Genomic DNA, 20420 nt, shown 5'->3' with positions numbered 1-20420 from the left:
CGGGATGCCGGCGCGGGTACGGGACCGGCTGGTCCCCGCGGCGCAGCGGCGCACGCGCGCGGAACTCGCCGCCGACCTCGAGCTGCGAGCCGGGGACGGCACGGCGAAGGTCTCGGCGTTCTGGACCATGCTGATCCTGTCCGCGGTGATCGCCGCCGCCGGGGTGCTGGCCGACTCGACCGCCACGGTCATCGGCGCCATGGTCATCGCCCCGCTGTCGACGCCCATCATGGGCCTCGCGCTCGGCCTCGTGCGGCAGACCCGGACGGGCGCGGGACGGTACGTCCTCGGCGGCGCGGCCGCGGTCGTCGCCGTCGGGCTGCTGGCGTCCCTGGCGGTGCCGCGCTCCTACGACCTGCTGTCCAACGGCCAGATCTCCGGCCGCACCTCGCCCGGCCTGGCCGACCTCATCGCCGCCATGGCGACGGGCCTGGCCGGTGCCGTCGCCCTCGCCCGCCGGGACGTCGCCGCTGTCCTGCCCGGCGTCGCCATCGCCGTCTCGCTCGTCCCGCCGCTCGTCGTGGCGGGCGTCTGCCTCGGCGACGGCGCGCCCGGCCTCGCGCTCGGCGCGCTGGTGCTGTTCCTGTCCAACGTCCTGTGCCTCGTCCTGGCCGGGACGTTCATCTTCGCCGCCCTCGGCTACCGCGCGGCCGCACCGGCCGCCCGCACCCGGACCCGCGCCCGCCTCGCGCTCGGCGGGCTCGGCCTGCTCGTCGTCGTCCCGCTGGCCCTCAGCACGGCGGCGAACTACCTGGTCGCCGCCTGGGAGAACCGGGTGGAGCAGGTCGCCGACGAGTGGCTCGCCGCCGAGCCGGGCGCCGCCGTCACCGGCGTCCGGACCGAGTCCAGGACCTTCCACGTCTCCGTCCACACACCCGGCGGCCTGCCACCGGTCGCGGACCTGCTGGCCCGCCTGGACGGCGTCGTCCCCGACGGCTCGCCGGTGGTCGTGGAGACGACGCGCGGCCGGACGATCGACGCCGGGAACGTCGGGTCCTGAGCCGGGGCGCGGCCGGTCAGCGGGACGGGGACCGGGAGCCGAGCGCGACGATGCCGCCGACGGCGGCGAGGAGCAGCGCGACGAGCACCGGCGGCACGGCGATTAGGAACGCCCACCGCCACCCGAGCACCGTCGTCAGCGTCGTCCCGAGCACGGGCCCGAGGACGGCGGCCCCGGCCGCCGGTCCGAGCGCCTGCCCTCGCGGGCGTCCGTTGCCCAGGACGAGCACCAGCGCGCCCGCGATGAGCGCGCCCGCGCCCAGGCCCGAGGCGATCCGCCCGACCCAGGGAGCCGCGAAGGCGCTCAGTGCCGTGCCCACGAGCATCAGCCCCAGGGACGCCCCCGCCACCGCATTCGGGAACCGCCGGCCGAGCAGCGCCCCGACCGGCGCGGTCAGCGCCGCCGCCACGAGGTAGCCGATCACCATCGTGGTCCAGCCCATGGCTCTGCTCAGGCCCAGGTCCATCACGACCGAGTCCATCACGCGCGGGCCCAGCGTCACGGTGAGCAGGTAGAGGCCGACGAGCGCGCCCAGCGCGGGCGCGGCCAGTTCCAGCCCCGGCCGCCGTGGCGCCACCGGCGCGGCGGGCCGGGACGGCGGGAACCCGGCCGCGCCACCCTGGCCCGCCGGACCGGTCGGCGCGCCCGGTGCCGCAGGCGCCCGAAGCGCTGGCACGGGAGGCGCGGGCGTTCCGGTCTCCCCGGCGGGCGCTGTTTCGGGCGGCACAGTGGGTGCGGCCGTTCCGGTCGGTGCGGCGGGCGCGCGAAGCGTGGGAGCGGGTAGTGCTGAGGAATCGGACGGTTCAGTCGGCGCGGACCGGCCCCGAAGCGTGGGCGCGGGAGGCGCGGGCGTTCCGGCCGGTGCGGCGCGCGTCGGATGCGTGGGTGCGGTGGTGGCCCGAAGCGTGGGCGCGGCCGGTTCGGGCGGCGCGGCGGGCGTCCCAAGCGTGGGCGCGGGAGGCGCGGACGGATCGGGCGGTGGGGGCGGGGGCGGCTTTGCGGGGGCCGGGGTGGCGGTGCCGGCCTTGACCATGCGGTCCAGGACGTCTCGTGGCGTGGGGCGCCGCGCGGGGTCCTTGCTCAGCGCGTCGGCGACCACGCCGCGCAGCGGCTCGCCCAGCGCGCCGAGGTCCGGCTCGTGGTTCAGGACGCGGTTCATGATCGCCCCGAAGGTGTCGCCCTTGAACGGCGCGGCTCCGGTGGCGGCGTAGACGATCGTCCCGGCCCAGGCGAACATGTCGCTCGCGGGGCCGACCGGCTCGTCGTTGATCTGCTCCGGCGACATGAACGCCGGCGTGCCGATGACCTGGCTGGTGAGGGTGGAGGTGGCGTCGAGCACGCGGGCGATGCCGAAGTCGATCACGCGGGGGCCGTCCGGGGCCAGCAGCACGTTGCCGGGCTTGAAGTCCCGGTGCACGATGCCCGCCTCGTGGATGGCGGCGAGCGCGGTGGCCGTCACGACCGCGAGCCGGTCGAGCGCGGCCCCGGCGAGCGGGCCGGTGTCGCGGACGCTCTCGTGCAGCGACGGGCCCTCGACGTACTCGCTGACGACGTACGGGGCCGAGCCGTCCAGGTCGGCGGTGATCACCCGCGCGGTGCAGAACGGCGCCACGCGCCCGGCGATCGCCACCTCGCGCGCGAACCGGGCGTGCGCCTTGCCGGCGGGGTCGAGCCGCCCCCGCAGCAGCTTGATCGCCACCGGCTCGCCGTCCGGGCCGTGCCCGAGGTAGACGACGCCCTGCCCGCCCTCGCCCAGCCGTCCGGCCAGCGCGTAGTCGCCCAGTCGCGGCGGGTCGCCCGGCTGGAGGGAAGCGGCCTGCGGCATCGAAGTCTCCTCCACGGTGGCCACCCGGCGGCGCTCGCGAGCCTTGATCGCGCTCACTGTGCCAGACGCGGCGCGTTCTTCCAAGGCCGGTCGCGGCGGCGACCCGGGGCCCGGTGAACGCCGGGTGGCGGCACGATGACGTCTGCGCTCCGTCCCGTCCCGGCGCGAACAACTCGCCGGACATCGGCGTCTATTTGAGAGGCCGGACCGACCGACCGGGAAGGGAGCCATGAGGGCTGACGGGCCGCACTGGCGGACGGGCGATGTCATCGACGGGCGCTACCGGGTGGAGGGCCTGCTCGGCCGGGGCGGCATGGGCACGGTCCACCGCGTCCGGCACCTGGACTGGGGCGTCGACCTGGCGATGAAGTCCGCCAGGCCGGAACTCCTGGACGGTGGCGCGGGCGAGAAACGGTTCATCGACGAGGCCCGGCTGTGGGTGGGGCTCGGGCTGCATCCCAACGTCTGCACGTGCCACTACGTGCGGACGGTCGACGGCCTGCCGCTGGTCTTCGCCGAGTACCTGCCCGGCGGCAGCCTGGCCGCCCGGATCGCGGACCGGGGCCTGTACGCCGGGGAGGGCGCGCTGGACCGGATCCTGGACGTCGCCGTCCAGACCGCGTGGGGCCTGGAGCACGCGCACCGGAGCGGCCTCGTGCACCAGGACGTGAAACCGGCCAACGTGCTGCTCGACGGCGACGGGACGGTCAAGCTGACCGACTTCGGTCTGGCCCGGGCGTTCACCGCGCCGCCGGCCGGCACGGCGGGCGCCGCGCGGGACCGCGGCGCCACCGCGGAGACGAGCGTCCTGCTGACCACCGGCGGGATGACCCCCGCCTACGCCTCGCCCGAGCAGGCGGCCGGACGGCCGGTCGGGCGGCGCAGCGACGTGTTCGCCTTCGCGGTGGCGGTCCTGGAGATGTTCACCGGCGGCGTGACCTGGCTGGTCGGCCCGGCCGCGGGCGAGGCGCTGGCCGCGCACCGGCCCGGGCCGGGCCTGCCCGACCTGCCCGCCGAGGTCGCCGACCTGCTCGCCCGGTGCCTTTGGACGGACCCGGCCGGACGCCCGCGCTCGATCGGCGACGTCGCGGACGCGCTCGCCGGGATCCGGGGGCGGCTCACCGGCGGGTCCCGTCCGGCTCCGCGGGAGGTGGACCTGCGTGCCGGCGAGCTGAACAACCGCGCGCTCTCGCTGCTCGACCTGGGACAGGACGACGCGGCCGCCGGGGCGCTGCGGCAGGCGCTGGCCGTCGACCCGCAGCACCCCGCCGCCGCGTACAACTCCGCGCTGCTGGCATGGCGCGGCGGCGCGGCGACCGACGAGGACATCCTCGCCCGGCTGGAGGGCATCCGGACGGACGGCGCGGATGCGCCGGAGGTGCGCGAGCTGATCGCGCGGATCCACCTGGAGCGGGGGGACGAACCGGACGGCGGGGGCGACGCGCGCCCGCTGCCGTGGTCGCGGGGCGACGGGAGCGTGGCGGCGATGCTGTTCGCGGTCCGGGTCCCGATCGCCCTGAGCGGCTCCGGAGGGGGTACCGTCCGGGCCGTCTCCGGCGGCCCGGACGGTCTCGTCCAGGTGTGGGACCCCGACGGGGCGCGGCTGATCGGGAGCCTGCACGGCCACACCGGGTACGTCGTGGCGGTCGATGCGACACCGGACGGGCGCCGCGCGATCTCCGCGTCCGAGGACGGCACGGTGCGCGTCTGGGACCTCGACGGGGCGCGCTGCCTGCACGTCTTCGACGTCCCGCGCCCGCAGGACCCCGAGGTGCCGGGGAAGCGGGCCCTGCGCGGGGCCGCCGCCGCGCTCAGCGCGGACGGCCGCTGGGCCGTCTGGGGATGCGGCGGCACCTACGTCTACTGGGACCTGCGGACCGGGCGCCACGGCACGCTCGCCACCGGGTGGAGCGGCGGCGGGGTGAGCGCGGCGGCCGCCGCCGACCGGATGGTGATCGAGCTCGATCTCCGGCTCCAGATCGTCGACCTGTCCGGCGACGCGCCCGCGCCGGGCCGCACCGTGGACACGTCCCTGCTCGCCGCCACGTGCCTCAGCGCCGACGGGAACCTGCTGGTCGAAGCCGACATGCGGGGCGCGATCCGGGTCCACGACCTGACCGGCGGCCGGAGCCCGGTGACCCTGCGCGGGCACCGGGACAAGGTCACCGCGCTCTCGCTGAGCGCCGACGGGCGCCGCCTGCTGTCCGGCGGCGAGGACGGGACCGTCCGGTTCTGGGACGTCCGCGCCGGCCGGTGCCTGCGGACGTTCCGGGGCCACGGCGACACCGTGCCCGCCGTCCTGCCGCGCCCGGCGGACGGCTCCGCGCTGTCCATCGGCAAGGACGACACGGTGCGGACGTGGCGGCTGCCGCGCGGCCACCGGGCCGCGCTCCGCGTCAGCCGCCCGCGCCCGGCGGCCGAGCTGGGCCGGGCCGAGGACCGGGTGCGGGAGCTGGTGGCGGGCGCCGACCGCGCGCTGGCCGGCGGCCGCGCCGCGGAGGCGCTGCGGCTGCTGGGCCTGGCGCGGGCCGTGCCGGGCCACGAGCGCGACCCGTCCGTCGTCGGCGCCTGGCGCCGCGCGGGCACGTCCGCCGTCCGCACGGGGCTGCGCGGCGCCTGGCAGGTGCGGGAGTTCCCCCTGGAGTGGGGCCGCTCGCTGGTGCCGGTGGGACGGTCGGGGGCGCTGGCCCTCGGCGGCACCGACGGGCACATCGCGATCGTCGACGCCGCGGGGACGGCCGCGCCGCGCAGGGTCCGGGCGCACGGCCGCGACGACCGCCACCCGGCGGTCGTCCGCGCGCTGGCGGCGAGCGACGGCGGCAGGCTCCTGTCGGCGGGCGGGGACGGCGCGGTACGGCTGTGGGACGCCGCGACCCTGGAGTGCCTGCGGACGCTCCCCGCCGACGCGGAGACGATCGCGTTCGCCGGCGCGAGGGCCGTCACCGGCGGCCCGGACGGCATCGGACTGTGGGACCTGGACGAGGGACGGCTCGTGCGGTCGGTGCCCGTGGACGGCTCGACCGTCCGTGACCTGTGCTGCCATCGCGGTACGGCCTTCGCCGCGCGGTTCGACGGGCGGCTCGGCGCCTGGGACCTGAACGGCGGGCGCCCGCTGTGGGAGGTCGCGAGCGACGCCCGCACCGTCTCCGTCAGTTCCGACGGCCGGTCGTTGCTGTGCTGCGGCGGCTTCGGGAACGAGTTGGCGGTCCGGGACGCGGCGACGGGAGAGCCGGTCGGACGGTTCGACCCGGCGGCGGCGGGCGAGCACGAGCCGACCGGCGCGCGGTTCTTCCCGGACGGACGGTTCGCGATCTCGTCCGGCGAGGACGGCACCGTGCGCGTCTGGGACGCCGGCACCGGTGCATGCCTCCGCGTCCTGGAGAAGGATCGCGACCGGCTCTGGCGCGCGGACGTCCTGCCCGGCGGCGACGAGGTCTTCGCGTGGGGCGCCGACGACATCGTCCGGTTCTGGGCGCTCGACTGGGACCTCGCCGCACCAGAGCGGGCGGGTGCCTGATGCGCGACGGGATCAGCGTGTCCGTGACGATGGGGCTGGCGGCGCAGGAGGCGAAGCTCGGCGGCGCGCCCTCGGTCGAACCCGGCCACGTCCTGATGGGGGCGACCAAGCTGGCGAGGGTCGACGCGCCGCTGATCAGCAGGTTCGACCGGAGGCAGCGGGACGAGCTGTCCGGCGTGGCCCGCGTCCTGCAGGCCGCGTTCGCGGCCGCCGGGCTGTCCGCGGACGGCCTGCGCAGGACCCTGCGCGACGCGCACGCGCGCGTGGCCGGGCCCCGGCCGCCGCGCCCCGCCGCACCACCCGTCGATCCCCTCGTCGCGGCGGCGATGGAGCGGGGCCGGACGCACTCCGGCGGCCGGGCCATCGGCGCGGACGAACTGCTCTACGAGATCCTCACCGACCTCCCGGAGTGCTGCCGCCAGGTCTTCACGACCCCCTTCCGCATCCCCGACCCGCGCACCGCCCTCTTCCCGACCGGCCGCCCCGCCCCACCAGAGCAACCCGGACCGAAGCGAGCCGCCCCGAAGGGAGCGACCGCAGCGAAGGGGGGTCGGCCTTCGGCTAGCCCCGCAGCCGACGGGGACGGGGATGCGGGGCCCGCGCCGGATCAGGGTCGGGGGCGGGACCGGGAGCGGGGGCCCGGTGCGCGGGGGGAGAGGGTCGCGACGCCGTACCTCGACAAGTACGGCCGGGACCTGACGCGGCAGGCGCGCGAGGGGCGGCCGCACGAGCTGGTCGGGCGGCGCGCGGAGCTGCGGAGCCTCGCGCGGGTGCTGGTGCGGCAGCGCAAGCCGAACGCCGTCCTGGTCGGGCCCGCCGGGGTCGGCAAGACCGGGATCGTGGAGGCGCTCGCCGCGCGCCTCGCGGCGCCCGGCGCGCCGCCCGACCTGGCCGGGGCGCGCGTCGTGGAGATCTCCATGTCCGCGCTGCTCGCGGGCGCGGGCCACCGGGGCGACTTCGAGCGGCGGCTCGAAAGGGTGCTGAAGGAGGCGGAGGCGTCGCCGGAGGTGATCCTGTTCATCGACGAGCTGCACACCGTCCTGGGGGCGGGCCGCAGCGGGCCCGGCGACGCGGCCGACATCCTCAAGCCCGCGCTCGCCCGCGGCCGGGTGCGCTGCGTCGGCGCGACCACCCCGGAGGAGTACGCCCGCCACATCGAGCCGGACTCCGCGCTGCGGCGCAGGTTCGAGGTGATCTGGATCGAGGAGCCGAGCCCCGAGGAAGCGGTGGCGATCCTGCGGGGCCTGCTCGCCGGGTTCGCCGAGCACCACGGGGTGCGCATCGAGGACGGCGTGGCGCGGGCGGCGGTCGACCTGTCCGTCCGGCACCTGCCGCACCTGCGGCTGCCGGACAAGGCGATCGACCTGGTCGACGGGGCCTGCGCGGCCGTCCGGATCCGCACGCTCGGCCCGGACGTGCCGGGCGGGCCGGCGCTCGTCCGGGTCGAGGACGTCGCGGCGCGGGCCGCCGAGCGGGCGCGGGCCCCGATCGAGCCCGCGGCGTCCGGGGAGGCGGGGCGGCTGCTGCGGATGGAGTCGCACCTCGGGCGGCGGGTGATCGGGCAGGACGCGGCGGTCCGCGAGGTCGCCGAGGCGGTGCGCGCCGCGCGGGCCGGGCTCGGCGACCCGCGCCGGCCGATCGGGGTGTTCCTCCTCGCCGGGCCGACCGGCACCGGCAAGACCGAGCTGGCCAAGGCGGCGGCGGAGTTCCTGTTCGGCGACGAGCGGCGGCTCGTCGCCGTCGACATGTCCGAGTACCAGGACCGCTACACCGTCAACCGGCTGCTGGGCGCCCCGCCCGGCTATGTCGGGCACGACCGCGAGGGGCAGCTCACCGGGCCGCTGCGCGAGCACCCGCACAGCGTCGTCCTGTTCGACGAGATCGAGAAGGCGCACGAAAGGGTCCTCGACATCCTCCTGCAGATCTGCGACGAGGGACGGCTGACCGACGCCCGCGGCCGCCGCGTCGACTTCACCGAGACGCTCATCTTCCTGACCAGCAACCTCGCCGACCCGGTGGCGCGGCTCCGGCCGGAGCTGGTCGGCCGGCTCAGCGGCGTGATCACGTTCCGCCCGCTGGACGCCGCCGCGCTGGGCCGCATCGTGGACAAGCTGATCGACCGGGTGCGGTCCAGGGGCGCGGCCGTGGAGCTGACGGACGCCGCGCGGCAGCTGCTGGTGTTCCTGGGCCTGGACAGCCCGTCGGGCGTCCGGACGATCGAGCGGGCGATCGAGCGCGAGATCGTCCGGCCGCTCGGCGGCGCGCTGCTCGCCGGGCTGTTCCGGGAGGGCGAGCCGGTCCGGGTCGACGCCGCGGACGGCGAGCTGGTGCTGCGCGGCGCGGAGGTGTCCTGATGGCGGCGAGCGTGCGCCTGACCGTGGTCGCGGGCGGGCCCGGCGAGCCGTCCGGGCCGTCCGAGTACGTGTTCGGCGAGCGCACCACCCGCGTCCTCGGCCGCGCCTCCGACTGCGATCCCCGGCTGGGCGGCGACGGGCTGGTGTCGCGGCACCACTGCCTGCTCGACGTCAACCCGCCGCAGGCGCGGATCCGCGACTTCGGCAGCCTCAACGGCACCCGCGTCAACGGCGTCAAGATCGGTCAGCGGGACAGGGACCAGACGCCCGAGGAGGGCGCGCGGCTCGACTTCCCCGAGCACGACCTCGCCGACGGCGACGAGATCGAGATCGGCGGCTACACGCTGCGGGTCGGCGTCCGGGGGGAGCCGACCAGGGTCCTGAACCGGTGCGTCCGGTGCGGCGCCGACGTGCCCGCCGGCGCCGGTGACCGGGTCTGCCCGGACTGCCGCGCGGAACCGTCCGCGATGCTGGAGCTGCTGCTGGAGCTGGCGGGCAGCGGGGACCGCGAGCCGGCGTCGATCGCGGGTCTGACGCTGCTGCGCGAGCTGGGCCGCGGCGGCATGGGCGTGGTGCACCTCGCCCGCGACGCGACCGGCGCGGAGGTGGCGCTGAAGCTGATGCTGCCGAGGGCCGCCGCGGACGACACCGCCCGCCGCCGCTTCCTCACCGAGGTCGAGCTGACCCGGTCGCTGCGCCATCGGCACATCACCGAGCTGTACGACGCCGGGTTCGCGGACGGCGCGTTCTACTTCACGCTCGAGTACTGTCCCGGCGGCGGCGTCGACCGGCGCGGGAAGATGCCGGCGCGCGAGGCGGTCCCGATCGTCCTGCAAGTACTGGACGCCTTGGAGTACGCGCACGGGCGGGGCGTCGTGCACCGGGACCTCAGCCCGTCCAACATCCTGCTCTCCGGCGGGGACGCCAAGGTGTGCGACTTCGGCCTGGCGAAGGCGTTCGACGCGCACGGCCTGAGCGGGCTGACCCGCACCGGCACGACGGCGGGCAAGCCGTACTTCGTCCCGCGCCGCCAGGTGGTGAACTTCAAGGAGGCGTCCCCGGAACTCGACGTGTGGGCCGCCGCGGCGTCCCTGTACGCGATGCTGACCGGCCGCCCGCCGCGCCGCTTCCCGGCCGGCGCCGACCCGTGGCTGCACATCCTGCAGACCGACCCGGTGCCGATCCGCGAGCGGGAGCCCGCCCTGCCGCCCGGCCTGGCCGAGGTCGTCGACCACGCCCTCACCGAGCGTCCGCGGATCGGCTTCCCGACCGCGCGCGAACTCCGCCGCGCCCTGGAGCCGCACGCCGGGTAGCCCGCCCCGCCGGCGCGGCCGCCGGCGCGGCCGCCGGGCCGCTCAGGGCGGGCCGCTCAGGCGGGCCCGCCGGTACCCGGCCGGGACCTGACCCAGGCGGCGAAGGCCTCGACGGCGTCCACGACCCGGTCGAACCGCAGCGAGTGGAACAGGTCGAAGGCGTGCTGCGCGCCGGGCAGCTCCGCGTACACGACCGGGGCGTCCGAGGCGTCGCGCAGCGCGCCGGCGAAGTCCCGCGCGCCCTGCACGGGGACGTAGGTGTCGGCGTCGCCGTGCACGATGAGGAACGGGGGCGCGTCGGGACGGACGTGCGCGAGCGGCGACGAACCGGAGCCCTCGGCGTGCCCGTAGTAGTCGCCGAAGTAGCCGTACAGGCACACGGCGGCGGTGATGGACGTGTCGGCGCCCTCGAAGCCCGGCTGGTAGGCGGGGTCGTTCTGGGTGAGCGCGCAATGCGAGGTGAGGTGGGCTCCCGCCGAGCTGCCCGACATGAACAGCGTGCCGGTGTCGGCGCCGTACTCGTGGCCGTGCTCGCGCGTCCAGGCGATGACTTTCTTCGCGTCGGTCAGGTGGTCGAGGAAACCGGCGTGCGGGCGGAGGCGGTAGTTCGCGCTGACGCAGACCCACCCCTGGCTCGCCAGCCGGTAGAGCAGCGGCCGCGCCTCGCGGTTCTTCCGGCCGCTGAAGTAGCCGCCGCCGTGCAGGTAGACCAGGGTGGGCCCGCCCTTCGGGGCGGAGCGGTGGCGGTAGACGTCCAGGCGGTGGCGGCGCCCCGCGTCGCCGTAGGAGAGGTCGGAGATCCGTTCGACGTCCCGGCGCCGGACGTGCACGCCGAGCGGGATCCGGGCGTAGGGGAGGCGGTGGCGGAGCCCGGCAGCCAGGCCGGGGTCCAGCGCCGTTCGCCATCCGGTGCCCAGGCCGTCGCGCAGGGCGCGCTCCAGCACGGGACCGGCCGCCGACTGCCGCCGGGCGACGAGCGCCAGGCCCGCGCCGGTCACCAGCGCGAGCGCGAGCACGGCCAGGCCGCCGGGCGAGGCCAGGTCCCCCTGCCCGGCGGCGAGCAGCGTCGACGCCAGCAGCAGGGCGAACGCCAGGAACGGCACCTCGTTCGGGACCATGCCGAGCCGGAAGCTGAGACCGGCCGGCACCGGTGGCCGGTGCATCGGGGCCAGCGCGATCGCCGTGACGCACGCCATGAGCACCGTACTGATCAGGTAGCCGTAGGGCACCGTGTCCTCCTCGTCGCCCTCGCTCGTCGTCCTCGCTCGCCTGGCCTCCACGATGGCGACGGGACGGTGCGCGGCGCATCCGCCGCGAGGCCGCCGTCACCTCGACCGAAGTGGGGGCGACCCCCGACTTCGGTCGGGGGCCTCTCCTGTCCCGGAGAAAGGCGCGATTTTCCGCGCCGGGAACCGGCGATGAATGGTCGGCGCCGATCAGCGCCCATCCGTATGCCCGCCACCTGCGCATTCCTTGATCGTCCTGATCGTTCGGGGAGTGCCGGCGCTTTGCGTCCACCGATCCTTCACGCGGGCGAAACCGTGATGACGCGTGCCCGCCCCGGCCGATACCGGTTCGGGCTTGAGCGCCGTGGCGGGCGCTGTTAGCTTCACCCGGTGGACGACAGGCGTGCACAGGCGGCGATCGCCGATTTCGCGGCGGCTCTGAGAGAACTGCGCGACTCGGTCGGAAATCCGCCTTTCCGGGAGATGTCGGGCCGGTCGGGGGCGATTTCGCACACGACGCTGCACGAGGCCACGAAGGGCAACCGGCTCCCGAGCTGGGGCACCACCGCCGAGTTCGTCAAGGCGTGCGGCGCGGACCCGGCCGCGTACCGCGAGAGCTGGGAGAGCGCGAACCGGGCGATCAGATCGACGGGCGCCGGGAGCGCCGCCGCTCCGTCCGGCGGGCCGGCGGACTCCGGCGCGTCCGCTCCGACGGCCGCCGCGGCGGGCCCGGCCGGGGACGGCGCCGTCCCCGTCGCCGCCGGGGCGCGGGGGCCCGGGACGGACGTCGAAGCGGCCTCGGCGACCGTGCCCGCGCCGGCGGCACCGCCCGCCGACGAGATCGCGGGCGGCGGCGCCCGGCCGTCCCTCACCGTGCCGGGAGGCCGCGGGCGGTTCCGGCCGACCCGCGCCGCCGTGGCCGCGCTGGCGACGGCGGCCGTCGGCACGGGGACGGTGGTGCTCGTCGCGATCACCGGCGATCGCGCCTCCGGCCCGGACGGCGACGGCCCGCGGCCGTCCGGCGGGGTGTCGAAGGCCGCGCTGTCCCCGGCCGACTGCCCCGTGCGCGCGTCCAACCCGGCCCCGGCCCCGCCCGTCCACAAGGGCGACGCCGCCGCGTTCATCGCCGACATCACGCTGCCCGACTGCACGCGCGTCGGCGCCGGGGAGACCATGACGAAGGTGTGGCGGTTCAAGAACGCCGGGACCGTGCCGTGGGAGGGGTACTCGCTGCGCCGCATCGACCTGCCCCAGCGCGCCGACCAGTGCCAGACCATCTCCGACGTGCCGATCGACGACACGCCGCCGGGAAAGATGGTCGACATCGGCACCGAGATCACCACGCCGCGCGAACCGGGCCTGTGCTACGTGCGCTTCAAGATGGTGGACGCGTCCGGACGGATCGCGTTCCCCGGAAGCCGCCCGGTCTTCTTCCAGATCATCGTCGAGGGACCGCGGTTCCCCGCCGTGGACGCCACGGCGGGGAACTAGGCAACGAAGGTCCGGCGGTCCGCCGGTTCGGGAGCCGGATCAGGAGAGCGCGATCCCGCTGTAGTAGGCCTGCAGGATCCTGGAGTGGCTCCAGCCCGCGTTGGCCTTGTCACGGGAGCCGTACTGCGACATCCAGTCCCCGTCGACCCACGCGCCGCACGCCGTCTCCGTCGCGCAGTAGTGGGCCTGCATGATCTTTCCGCCGCGGGTCATCCGGGTGCCCCACGTCGCGTCGACCGCGGCGCTCGTCGACGACCTGGCCGAGCCGGGCTTGTACACCTGGCTGTTGGTGTTGTCGTAGACGTCGAAGCACTCGCCGCCCGGCGTCTTGCGCGTCGAGTGCAGCGCCCAGTACCAGCCGAAGCTCTTGACGGCCATCGCCCCGGCCCGCAGGGACTCCCGCGGCCAGCTCGGCACCCACTCGTTGGGCAGGACGTTCTTGACGTAGCTCTTGAACGGGACCCGGTCCACGCGGTTCAGGGAGACCCGGTACACCAGGATCGTCGTGGGCAGTTTCGTGTGGGTGCCGTCGGTCTTGCACCCGGTGGGCGGTGTGGAGCTCAGGAACCGGTGCGAGGCGTTCTGGTTCTTCAGGGTGGAGTTCAGGTTGCCTTTGGCGCCGGGCTTGAAGTCCTGGTAGGTGCCGCCGTAGTTGCTGTTGTAGTAGACGCGGACGGTCTTGTTGCTGCGGTTCCAGGCGGAGGCTGCGTCGTTCTTGATGCACTTGCCCTTGCCGTTGCCCGGTCCCTTGTACTCGTAGCAGGACGGCTGCTCGGTGCCGTAGTCGCCGACCGAGCCGGTGAAGTCCGACAGCGACCCCTTGTTGCCGCTGTTGAAGTAGTAGCAGAACTCGCCGTCCTCGCAGACGCCGTTGCGGGCGGCCGCGGCGGCGGGAGGCGCCGGGACGATGACCGCCCCGCCCACCACCGCCGCGACGGCCACCGCGACGAGCCGCGCGAGCAGCCGTACGGTTCGTGTCGACACGGGTGCCTTCCTCTCCTGATCGTGTCCGCGGCGGCTATCGGATGTTGTAGCCGCGGGCGTGCCAGAACGAGGTCGGGTTCGGGTTGTCGAGGACGGGGTCGCCGACGCTCTTGGCCGCGTGCGTCCGCCGTCCGGGCCGCATCTCGACGTGGGTGTGCGCGGCGGAGCTGGACGACACCCCGCGCCACGACTCGTCGGCGATCTTCTCGCCGCGGCTGATCGCCTCGCCCACGTTCAGCGACGAGCGCGGCGACGTGTGCAGGTAGATCACCGTCTTGTTCAGCGAGGCGTTGTAGACGGAGACCGTGGACAGGCCGCCGCTGCCGGTGCTCCCGCGCGCGATGTAGATGACCTTGCCGCTCACCAGCGCGTGGACGTCCGAGCCGACGCCGCGCGCGAAGTCGATGCCCTCGTGCCGTCCGGGCGTGCTCTCGTAGCCGTCGAAGCCGGCGGTGAGCCGTCCGCCGCTCGCCTTGTACAGCCCGGTCGACATGTTCGTCCGCGATGACGGCGAGAACTGGTGCGAGGCGTTCTGGTTCTTCATGCTGGCGTTCAGGTTGCCCTTGGCGCCGGGCTTGAAGTCCTGGTACCTGCCGCCGTAGTTGCTGTTGTAGTAGACGCGGACGGTCTTGTTGCTGCGGTTCCAGGCGGAGGCGGCGTCGTTCTTGATGCACTCGCCCTTGCCGTTGCCCGGTCCCTTGTACTCGTAGCAGGAGGGCTGCTCGGTGCCGTAGTTGGCGACCGACCCCGTGAAGTCCGAGACCGATCCCTTGTTGCCGCTGTTGTAGTAGTAGCAGAACTCGCCGTTCTCGCAGACGCCGTTGCGGGCCGCCGCCGAGGCGGGCGCCGCGAGGACGGCCGCCGCGCCGCCGAGCGCGATCGCGGCGGTCGTCGCGGTGAGGATCCTGTTGCGCGTGCTCATGCCGTTCTCCTTCTGTTCGCGAAAGCCGGGCCGGGAGGCCGGGCCTGGAATCCGGGGATGGACGGTCGGTTCGGGGGACGGGTCGGTTCGGGGGACGGGCGGGTCAGCGGCGCCGGTACTCCTCCCAGGTGCGGATGGTCACCTTCGGGCCGTCGTCCGGGCCGCGGTTCGCGAGCCCGTTCAGGCCGAGGTAGTAGTCACCGACCTGGTGCTGTGCCGGGCTGGAGAGGTCGGTGTCGCTGATCGCGACGGCATGGACGTGCCACGGCCAGTCGCCCTGCGCCGGGCTGCGCACCCACGCCGCGAAGCCGACGCGGCGCAGCTCGCGGGCCACGGCGGTCCGCGCGGCGGCGTTCATGCCGCGCACCGAGATGTCCACGGCGCCCCCGCCGTCGTGGGTGCCCGCGGACGTCGGGTCGCCGCCGGGGTTGTACGACCCCTGCTCCAGGACGAGCCGGCGGTCGAGCAGCCGCTCCGCCTCGGCGAGCATGTCGCGCGTCCGGGTGTTGAGGACGACGCCGCGGGTGGACACCCGCTCGCCCGGCCCGATGGCACGGGTGACCTTGAACCGCCCGGTTCCGAGCTTGGTGAGCGACGTCTTGCCCGGCAGCCCGTTGGCGTCCAGTCCGGTGTAGCCGAGCGACCTCTGGTACTTCGCGTAGGCGGCGATCGTCGAGGTGCCGAAGTAGCCGTCGACCCATCGCGCGTCGAGCAGGTTCCGGTCGCGCAGCGCCCGCTCGACGAGGAGCACACTGGCCTTCGCACCCGGCGTCAGCGTGTCGTCGGCACGCCGGGGATCGATCTGGGCCGCCTTGACGGTGGCCTCCATGTTCACTTTCGGGACGGCACGGGCACCGCCCGCCGGGGCGCCGGCCGCCCGTGCGGACGGCGCCCCGGAAGCCGCGGTGGGAATGGCGAGGAGGGCGGTCACCGCGAGGGCGGTGGCGGCGAATGCGGGCAGCTTCATCGAATCCTCTGGTGGTGGGAGCCGGTGACTGTGAAGGGAGCGGGTGGCGGGAACCGAGGGGCGGAAACCCGCCGGCGGAATCCACCGTCACCAATCGCTCCCGCGTCCACAAGAAGATCCGTGTTGTCAGCTTGTTCGCCGGGCTTCTCCGAACAGCCGAACAGGGCGTCTGACGGGCGGGTTCCCGTCGGGCGCCGCGATGGACGCGGGCATGACCGTCCGCCGCGGGGCCTCCGGCCGTCCGCGAACGGGGACGTCTCCCGCCCCGGATATCGCGGATCGGGATTGTCCCGGTCGACCGTTCCGGGCATGATCTTTCCTGGAAAAGGGAGGGTGCCCGGTGGCAGGGGAATTCCGTGACATCGCCGGGAAGACGGCCAAGGGCGTCGCGCGGCAGGCGCGGCGGCGCGGGGTCTTCCTGTCACTGAGCGACGACGAGGTCCGGCCGTTCCTCGCGCAGGTGATGGACCCCGGTGCGCGGCTCGATGCCCACGCGGCCGTCCGGCCGCACTCCGAATGCCCGAAGGTGCCGCGCCGGCGGCGCGTCCAGGACGGGTTCGGCGGCAGGACGGCGCCCCGGAAGATGGTCGGCGCCGCGTTCGAGATCACGGCGTTCGTCTCGGGAGAGTGGGAACCGGACGACCCCCGGACGGGCAAGGGGCTGTACGGCGGGCCCGACACCGTCGCGGGACGGCTGCTCATCGAGTTCAACCCGGTCACGAGCGGGTGCGAGCACATCCTGGCGGTGACGGACCGGCACCTGATGCTGGTCCGCATCCGCAGCGGGGTGGGCCGCAAGCTCGGGCCCGCCCTCGTGCCGTGGTGGGTGGAGCGTCACCACGTCCCGGCCGCCCGCCGTCACGGCCCGACGGATTTCGCGCTCGGCTTCGCCGACACCTCTTGGATCCGGCTGCAGGGCACCGCGGTGGCGCAGTGCGAAGCCCTGCTCGCGTGCTTCCCCGACGTCCCCGGCCCCTGGCCCGGGGACAAGCCGCCTAAGCGCTGAAGCCGGTGCGCAGGCCCCGGTCGGCGAAGGCGATCAGCCACTCGAAGCTCTCGTCGACGTCGGTGCCCCACCGGAAGCCGCCGCCCGCCTGCAATGTCGCGAAGCCGTGGCAGAGGCTGCGGAGCATGCGCAGCGCGTGGTCCACGTCGCCCTCGGCGATCTCGTAGCCGCGCAGGACGGCCGTGAACGCGGCGAGCAGCCGCCGGCCCGCGTCCGCCATCGGATCGTCCGGGCCGGACGGTTCCATGCCGATCGTCGCGGCGTACCGTCCCGGATGCTCCAGGACGAACGCGCGGAAGGCGCGGGCCGCCGCCGCCAGGGCGTCGCGGCCCGCGTACCCCTGGACCGCGCCCCCGACCGCGTCCGCCGCCTGGCCCAGTGCCAGGGCCGCGATGCGCCGGTTGAGGTCGTCCTGGCCGCCGACGTGCTTGTACAGGGACGGTGTCCGCACGCCCACCCGTTCGGCCAGCCGGCTCATCGTCAGCCCGGCGATGCCGACCTCGTCCGCGAGGGCGGCGCCGGCCGCGACGACGGCCGCCGGGTCCAGTCCGGCCCTAGGCACCGGCGGCGTCCGAACCGATGAAGCCGAGCACCAGCGAGGCCACCTCTTCGGGGAACTGGTCGTGCGGGTAGTGCCCGGCGCCCTCGATCATCGCGAGCCGGCCGAGGCCGGACGGCAGCGCGTCCACGATCGCCTGCCCCTCGGCGCGCGGGTCGGCCCAGTCGGGGTCGAGCGCGCCCATCACGACCAGCACCGGGGAGCGGACGTCGCCGAGCCGCGCGCCCGCGTCCACCGGGGCGCTGCGGCCCATGGCCTGCAGGGCCTTCATCCGGCCCGGCTCGCGCATCAGCGCCTCGATGCGTCCCCTCCGCTCCGTCCAGTCGGCCGGCCGCACGCCGGGGTAGGCCACGTCGAGGTAGGAGAGCCAGAGCCGCAGGCTGCCGAGCATGCCCGCGCCGAGGAGGCGCGACATGCCCCGCCGGAACCGCTTCACCCGCAGGTCGCCGAGGCGGACGGACTGCTTGCGGGTGAACGGCGCCAGCTCGACGACCGCGCGGACCAGCTCGGGGTCGCGCGCCGCGGCGATGGTCGCGGCGCCGCCGGAGATCGAGTGGCCGACGAGCACCGCCGGGCCGCCCAGGTGCCGGATCACGGCGAGCAGGTCGCCCGCGATGTCGGTGCGGCTCCAGGCCGTCCACGCGACGCTGGACTCGCCGCACCCGCGCAGGTCGACCGCGGCCACCCGGTGGCCCGCCGCCACGAGCCGGGGGACCACCGCGCGGTAGGCGTCCCGGCTGTCGCCCATCCCGTGCGCGAGCACGATCAGCGGACCCGACCCCGTGACCTCGTAAGCGATCGTGCCGCCGTCCACGGCGAGGAACTCGGTCATGCCGGCCTCCTTGGCTAAGAGCGTTAGCTAAAAGCTAATGCCATTACCCAAGGTTGTCAAGTCTCACTCGACCGACCGACCGGCGGGCGCGGCCGTGCCGGTCGGTGGCCCACGTGGACGAAGGCCCACACGGCGACGGCGTCCGCGCCGACCCGTAGCGCCCGCGGGCGGACGGGCGTCGACGGCCGATCGCACGACCGGACGGAGCAGAGGTGCTGGACCGGCTCACCGACCGCGAACGTCAGGTCCTGGCCCTGATGGCGCAGGGACGATCCAACGCGGGCATCGCCGAGACGCTCGTGGTCAGCGAGCGCGCGGTCGCCAAGCACATCAACGCGATCTTCACCAAGCTCGACATGCCGCCCGCCGCCGACGTCAACCGCCGGGTGCTCGCGGTCGTCCGGTTCCTCGGCCGGACGTAGCGGAGGGCCCTTACCCGGGCTTGCGCGCCACGGCGCAGTAACCCCAGCGCGAGCCGTCGGAGTCCGCGGCTTCGGGGTCCTCGGCGCCCCACTCCCCGAAGTAGCACAGCTCGGCGGGCGCCCCTTCGTACGGCGGGACGATCTCCAGGCCGGTGAAGAAGCGCTCGAGTTCCGCGCGCGGCCGGGGGTGGACGCCGCCCGCCGACGACCTGGTGAAGAGGCCCCTGATGTCGTCGACCTTCTCGTCCATCTGCCGGTCGGTGGTCACCGACGACAGGACCAGGTAGCTGCCCGGCACCAGCCGGTCCATGTACCGGCGGACGAGCCCCCACGGGTCGTCCTCGTCCGGCACGAAGTGGGGCACGGTCACCAGCAGCAGCGCCACCGGCCGCGTGAAGTCGATCAGCGAGCGGGTCTTCGCGTGCCCGAGCAGGCCGTCCGGGTCGCGGAAGTCCGCGGTGATGGCCGCGGTGCCCGGCACCCCGTCGAGCAGGGCCGTCGCGTGGATCTCGACGAGCGGGTCGTTGTCCGCGTACAGGATGCGCGCGTCCGGCGCCACCGCCTGCACCGCGTCGTGCGTGTTGTTCCCCGTCGGCAGACCGGCGCCCACGTCGATGAACTGCCGGACGCCGTGCTCGGCCAGCCACCGCACCGAACGCTGCAGGAACCCGCGGTTGGCCCACGCCGTGTCGACCATCTCGGGCATGGCCTTGCGGAGCCCCTCGGCGACCTCGCGATCGGCCTCGTAGTTCGCCGTGCCGCCGAGGATGTAGTCGTAGATGCGGGCCGGGCTGGGGACGGTGGGGTCCACCCCTGGCGGGATTTGCTCGTTATTGCTCATTTCGCCTCAATCGCCGCAACTTGTGATCCACGAATTATGAAGCAACGGCGCATGCCTCCGCGCGCGATCGGGCGATGAGGAGCGAATCTCGGGGTGCCCGCGAGATCTCCGAATCAAAGGTGCTTTAGGTGATCGGCGCTGGTTTCGGCGTCGATGGCGGGGATTCGCATGCCGTTCTTCTCGCGGGCGAGCGGGGCTGCCGGACCCGGGGGCGAAGCGTCCCCGCCGGCTCACGGACCGCCGTTCTCCCGCGCGGCGGCGAGCAGGGCCCGGGTGCGGCGGAGGACGTCGACCTGGGCCGGGTTGTAGAGGTCCTCGAGAGCGGTGTCGAGGGCCTGCCTGGCGTGGCCCTCGCCGCGCGGGGCGTCGCCCGTCATGGTGCTCAGCCCGGGATGTTCGGCGTACAGCCCGCGGACGAACGGGGCCAGCCGTTCGGCCAGGGCGTCGCGGGTCGGCTCGTCGGCGTCGGCGGGCAGCTCCTCGAACTCCAGGGCGACCGGGTCGGTGGAGGGGGAGCGCAGCATGTCCGCGTAGGCCTGCATGCCCCGCGGGCCGAGGACCCGGGTCATGACGACGACGAACGAGCGGTCGGAGTCGGGCATCGCGGCGCGGGTGGCCGCCGGGGCGAGATCGGGCGGCAGGTCGGTCGGTGCCGCCTTGCGCAGCAGGACGCCGAGTTCGACGCGGGCCCGCCGGAGGCGCTCGATGGTGGCGGCGAGTTCGGCGTCGAGCGTGCGCAGGGCCTCCTCCGGGTGGTCGTCGCCGTCCCCCATCGCGGCGATCTGCTGCAGGGAGAACCCGAGTTCGGTCAGGCGCTTGATGCGCACCACCCGGACGAGGTGGGCGACCCCGTACCGCTTGTAGCCGTTGGCGCGGCGTTCGGGCTCCTCGAGCAGCCCGACCTCGTGGTAGTGCCGCACCGCCCGCAGGCTGGTGCCGGCGAGCTCGGCGAGCTCGCGAGTGCTCCACGCCACGACCGTCCTCCTCCGTTCGACGAGTGCCGGCGCCGACGCGTCCCCGCCGGCGGTTTCCAGGCTGAACCATGCCGCCGCGTCATGGTCAAGTTAGGAGCCCTGGGCGACCGGGGCGAATGCAGGGCGAGTGGTCCACTTCACAGAGCTCGGGCCTTGAGTATGCCGCTACGTCACAGTTTCTCCTGAG

16 protein-coding genes are annotated in these 20420 nt (G+C 74.9%); 7 read left to right on the top strand and 9 right to left on the bottom strand.

From position 1 onward, the window contains the following. Window positions 1–4: 4 nt before the first annotated feature. Window positions 5–1000 carry a DUF389 domain-containing protein gene (locus F7P10_RS15390; RefSeq protein ID WP_151009973.1) on the top strand — a complete coding sequence of 332 codons (996 nt, stop codon included), beginning with the start codon at window positions 5–7 and terminating at the stop codon, window positions 998–1000. 16 nt (window positions 1001–1016) lie between these two features. Here the strand turns inward: F7P10_RS15390 and F7P10_RS45095 are convergent, their stop codons facing one another. Further along, window positions 1017–2825, bottom strand: a complete 1809-nt coding sequence (locus tag F7P10_RS45095) for a protein kinase (protein WP_302851469.1) — start codon at window positions 2823–2825, stop codon at window positions 1017–1019. Between the two features lie 229 nt (window positions 2826–3054). Here F7P10_RS45095 and F7P10_RS15380 point away from each other — a divergent pair, with 229 nt between their 5' ends. The 3 genes from F7P10_RS15380 to F7P10_RS15370 are packed head-to-tail and all read left to right on the top strand — an operon-like array spanning window position 3055 to window position 10009. Next, window positions 3055–6342 carry a WD40 repeat domain-containing serine/threonine protein kinase gene (locus tag F7P10_RS15380; RefSeq protein ID WP_151009972.1) on the top strand — a complete coding sequence of 1096 codons (3288 nt, stop codon included), beginning with the start codon at window positions 3055–3057 and terminating at the stop codon, window positions 6340–6342. Further along, window positions 6342–8696, top strand: a complete 2355-nt coding sequence (locus F7P10_RS15375) for an ATP-dependent Clp protease ATP-binding subunit (protein ID WP_176611481.1) — start codon at window positions 6342–6344, stop codon at window positions 8694–8696. Before F7P10_RS15380 ends, F7P10_RS15375 begins: the two co-directional genes overlap by 1 nt. Continuing rightward, window positions 8696–10009, top strand: a complete 1314-nt coding sequence (locus F7P10_RS15370; RefSeq protein ID WP_151009971.1) for a protein kinase — start codon at window positions 8696–8698, stop codon at window positions 10007–10009. The genes F7P10_RS15375 and F7P10_RS15370 overlap by 1 nt, the downstream gene beginning before the upstream one ends. Before the next feature lie 56 nt (window positions 10010–10065). Here F7P10_RS15370 and F7P10_RS15365 read toward each other — a convergent pair whose 3' ends face one another. Then, window positions 10066–11289: an alpha/beta hydrolase gene (locus F7P10_RS15365; protein WP_254716614.1), complete on the bottom strand. Its 1224-nt coding sequence runs from the start codon at window positions 11287–11289 to the stop codon at window positions 10066–10068. Between the two features lie 336 nt (window positions 11290–11625). Here F7P10_RS15365 and F7P10_RS15360 point away from each other — a divergent pair, with 336 nt between their 5' ends. Continuing rightward, entirely contained in the window at window positions 11626–12726 is a 1101-nt protein-coding gene (locus F7P10_RS15360; protein WP_151009970.1) for an NBR1-Ig-like domain-containing protein, read from the top strand. A gap of 39 nt (window positions 12727–12765) precedes the next feature. Here F7P10_RS15360 and F7P10_RS42340 read toward each other — a convergent pair whose 3' ends face one another. From F7P10_RS42340 to F7P10_RS15345, 3 genes are all read right to left on the bottom strand, one after another. Further along, complete coding sequence (locus F7P10_RS42340) at window positions 12766–13710, bottom strand: SpoIID/LytB domain-containing protein (RefSeq protein WP_176611480.1); 945 nt, start codon at window positions 13708–13710, stop codon at window positions 12766–12768. A 34-nt stretch (window positions 13711–13744) separates the two neighbouring features. Further along, window positions 13745–14632 carry a peptidase inhibitor family I36 protein gene (locus F7P10_RS15350; RefSeq protein WP_151009969.1) on the bottom strand — a complete coding sequence of 296 codons (888 nt, stop codon included), beginning with the start codon at window positions 14630–14632 and terminating at the stop codon, window positions 13745–13747. 103 nt (window positions 14633–14735) lie between these two features. Next, complete coding sequence (locus F7P10_RS15345) at window positions 14736–15599, bottom strand: peptidoglycan-binding protein (RefSeq protein WP_151009968.1); 864 nt, start codon at window positions 15597–15599, stop codon at window positions 14736–14738. A gap of 340 nt (window positions 15600–15939) precedes the next feature. On the opposite strand from F7P10_RS15345, the gene F7P10_RS15340 reads away from it, so the two are divergent. Further along, the gene (locus F7P10_RS15340; protein ID WP_151009967.1) at window positions 15940–16605 is read left to right on the top strand and encodes a hypothetical protein; all 666 of its coding nucleotides are present in this window, start codon (window positions 15940–15942) and stop codon (window positions 16603–16605) included. Here the strand turns inward: F7P10_RS15340 and F7P10_RS15335 are convergent. Next, window positions 16595–17167, bottom strand: coding sequence for a TetR/AcrR family transcriptional regulator (locus tag F7P10_RS15335; RefSeq protein ID WP_151009966.1), 573 nt, complete (start codon window positions 17165–17167; stop codon window positions 16595–16597). The genes F7P10_RS15340 and F7P10_RS15335 overlap by 11 nt on opposite strands. Then, a complete protein-coding gene (locus F7P10_RS15330; RefSeq protein WP_151009965.1) occupies window positions 17160–17996 on the bottom strand; it encodes an alpha/beta fold hydrolase in 837 nt (278 codons plus the stop codon). Before F7P10_RS15330 ends, F7P10_RS15335 begins: the two co-directional genes overlap by 8 nt. Window positions 17997–18208: 212 nt before the next feature. Here F7P10_RS15330 and F7P10_RS15325 point away from each other — a divergent pair, with 212 nt between their 5' ends. After that, window positions 18209–18418 (top strand): response regulator transcription factor, encoded by a 210-nt coding sequence (locus tag F7P10_RS15325; protein ID WP_254716613.1) that lies wholly within the window; start codon window positions 18209–18211, stop codon window positions 18416–18418. 10 nt (window positions 18419–18428) lie between these two features. Here the strand turns inward: F7P10_RS15325 and F7P10_RS15320 are convergent, their stop codons facing one another. Both F7P10_RS15320 and F7P10_RS15315 read right to left on the bottom strand, forming a co-directional pair. Continuing rightward, window positions 18429–19259 carry an SAM-dependent methyltransferase gene (locus F7P10_RS15320; RefSeq protein WP_151009963.1) on the bottom strand — a complete coding sequence of 277 codons (831 nt, stop codon included), beginning with the start codon at window positions 19257–19259 and terminating at the stop codon, window positions 18429–18431. A gap of 230 nt (window positions 19260–19489) precedes the next feature. After that, entirely contained in the window at window positions 19490–20233 is a 744-nt protein-coding gene (locus F7P10_RS15315) for a MerR family transcriptional regulator (RefSeq protein WP_151009962.1), read from the bottom strand. Window positions 20234–20420 lie beyond the last annotated feature (187 nt).

The sequence above is a fragment of the Actinomadura sp. WMMB 499 genome, assembly GCF_008824145.1.
Classification (GTDB): Bacteria; Actinomycetota; Actinomycetes; order Streptosporangiales; family Streptosporangiaceae; genus Spirillospora.
Note: the sequence above shows the minus strand (reverse complement) of the source record. Positions and strands in the feature narration are given on the sequence as shown.

Excerpts from the sequence above, each read along its gene's own strand:
- F7P10_RS15330 (WP_151009965.1), bottom strand. The coding sequence starts at position 17,996 with ATGACCGAGTTCCTCGCCGTGGACGGCGGCACGATCGCTTACGAGGTC.
- F7P10_RS15370 (WP_151009971.1), top strand. The coding sequence starts at position 8,696 with ATGGCGGCGAGCGTGCGCCTGACCGTGGTCGCGGGCGGGCCCGGCGAG.
- F7P10_RS15350 (WP_151009969.1), bottom strand. The coding sequence starts at position 14,632 with ATGAGCACGCGCAACAGGATCCTCACCGCGACGACCGCCGCGATCGCG.
- F7P10_RS15320 (WP_151009963.1), bottom strand. The coding sequence starts at position 19,259 with ATGAGCAATAACGAGCAAATCCCGCCAGGGGTGGACCCCACCGTCCCC.
- F7P10_RS15345 (WP_151009968.1), bottom strand. The coding sequence starts at position 15,599 with ATGAAGCTGCCCGCATTCGCCGCCACCGCCCTCGCGGTGACCGCCCTC.
- F7P10_RS45095 (WP_302851469.1), bottom strand. The coding sequence starts at position 2,825 with ATGCCGCAGGCCGCTTCCCTCCAGCCGGGCGACCCGCCGCGACTGGGC.
- F7P10_RS15380 (WP_151009972.1), top strand. The coding sequence starts at position 3,055 with ATGAGGGCTGACGGGCCGCACTGGCGGACGGGCGATGTCATCGACGGG.
- F7P10_RS15390 (WP_151009973.1), top strand. The coding sequence starts at position 5 with ATGCCGGCGCGGGTACGGGACCGGCTGGTCCCCGCGGCGCAGCGGCGC.
- F7P10_RS15375 (WP_176611481.1), top strand. The coding sequence starts at position 6,342 with ATGCGCGACGGGATCAGCGTGTCCGTGACGATGGGGCTGGCGGCGCAG.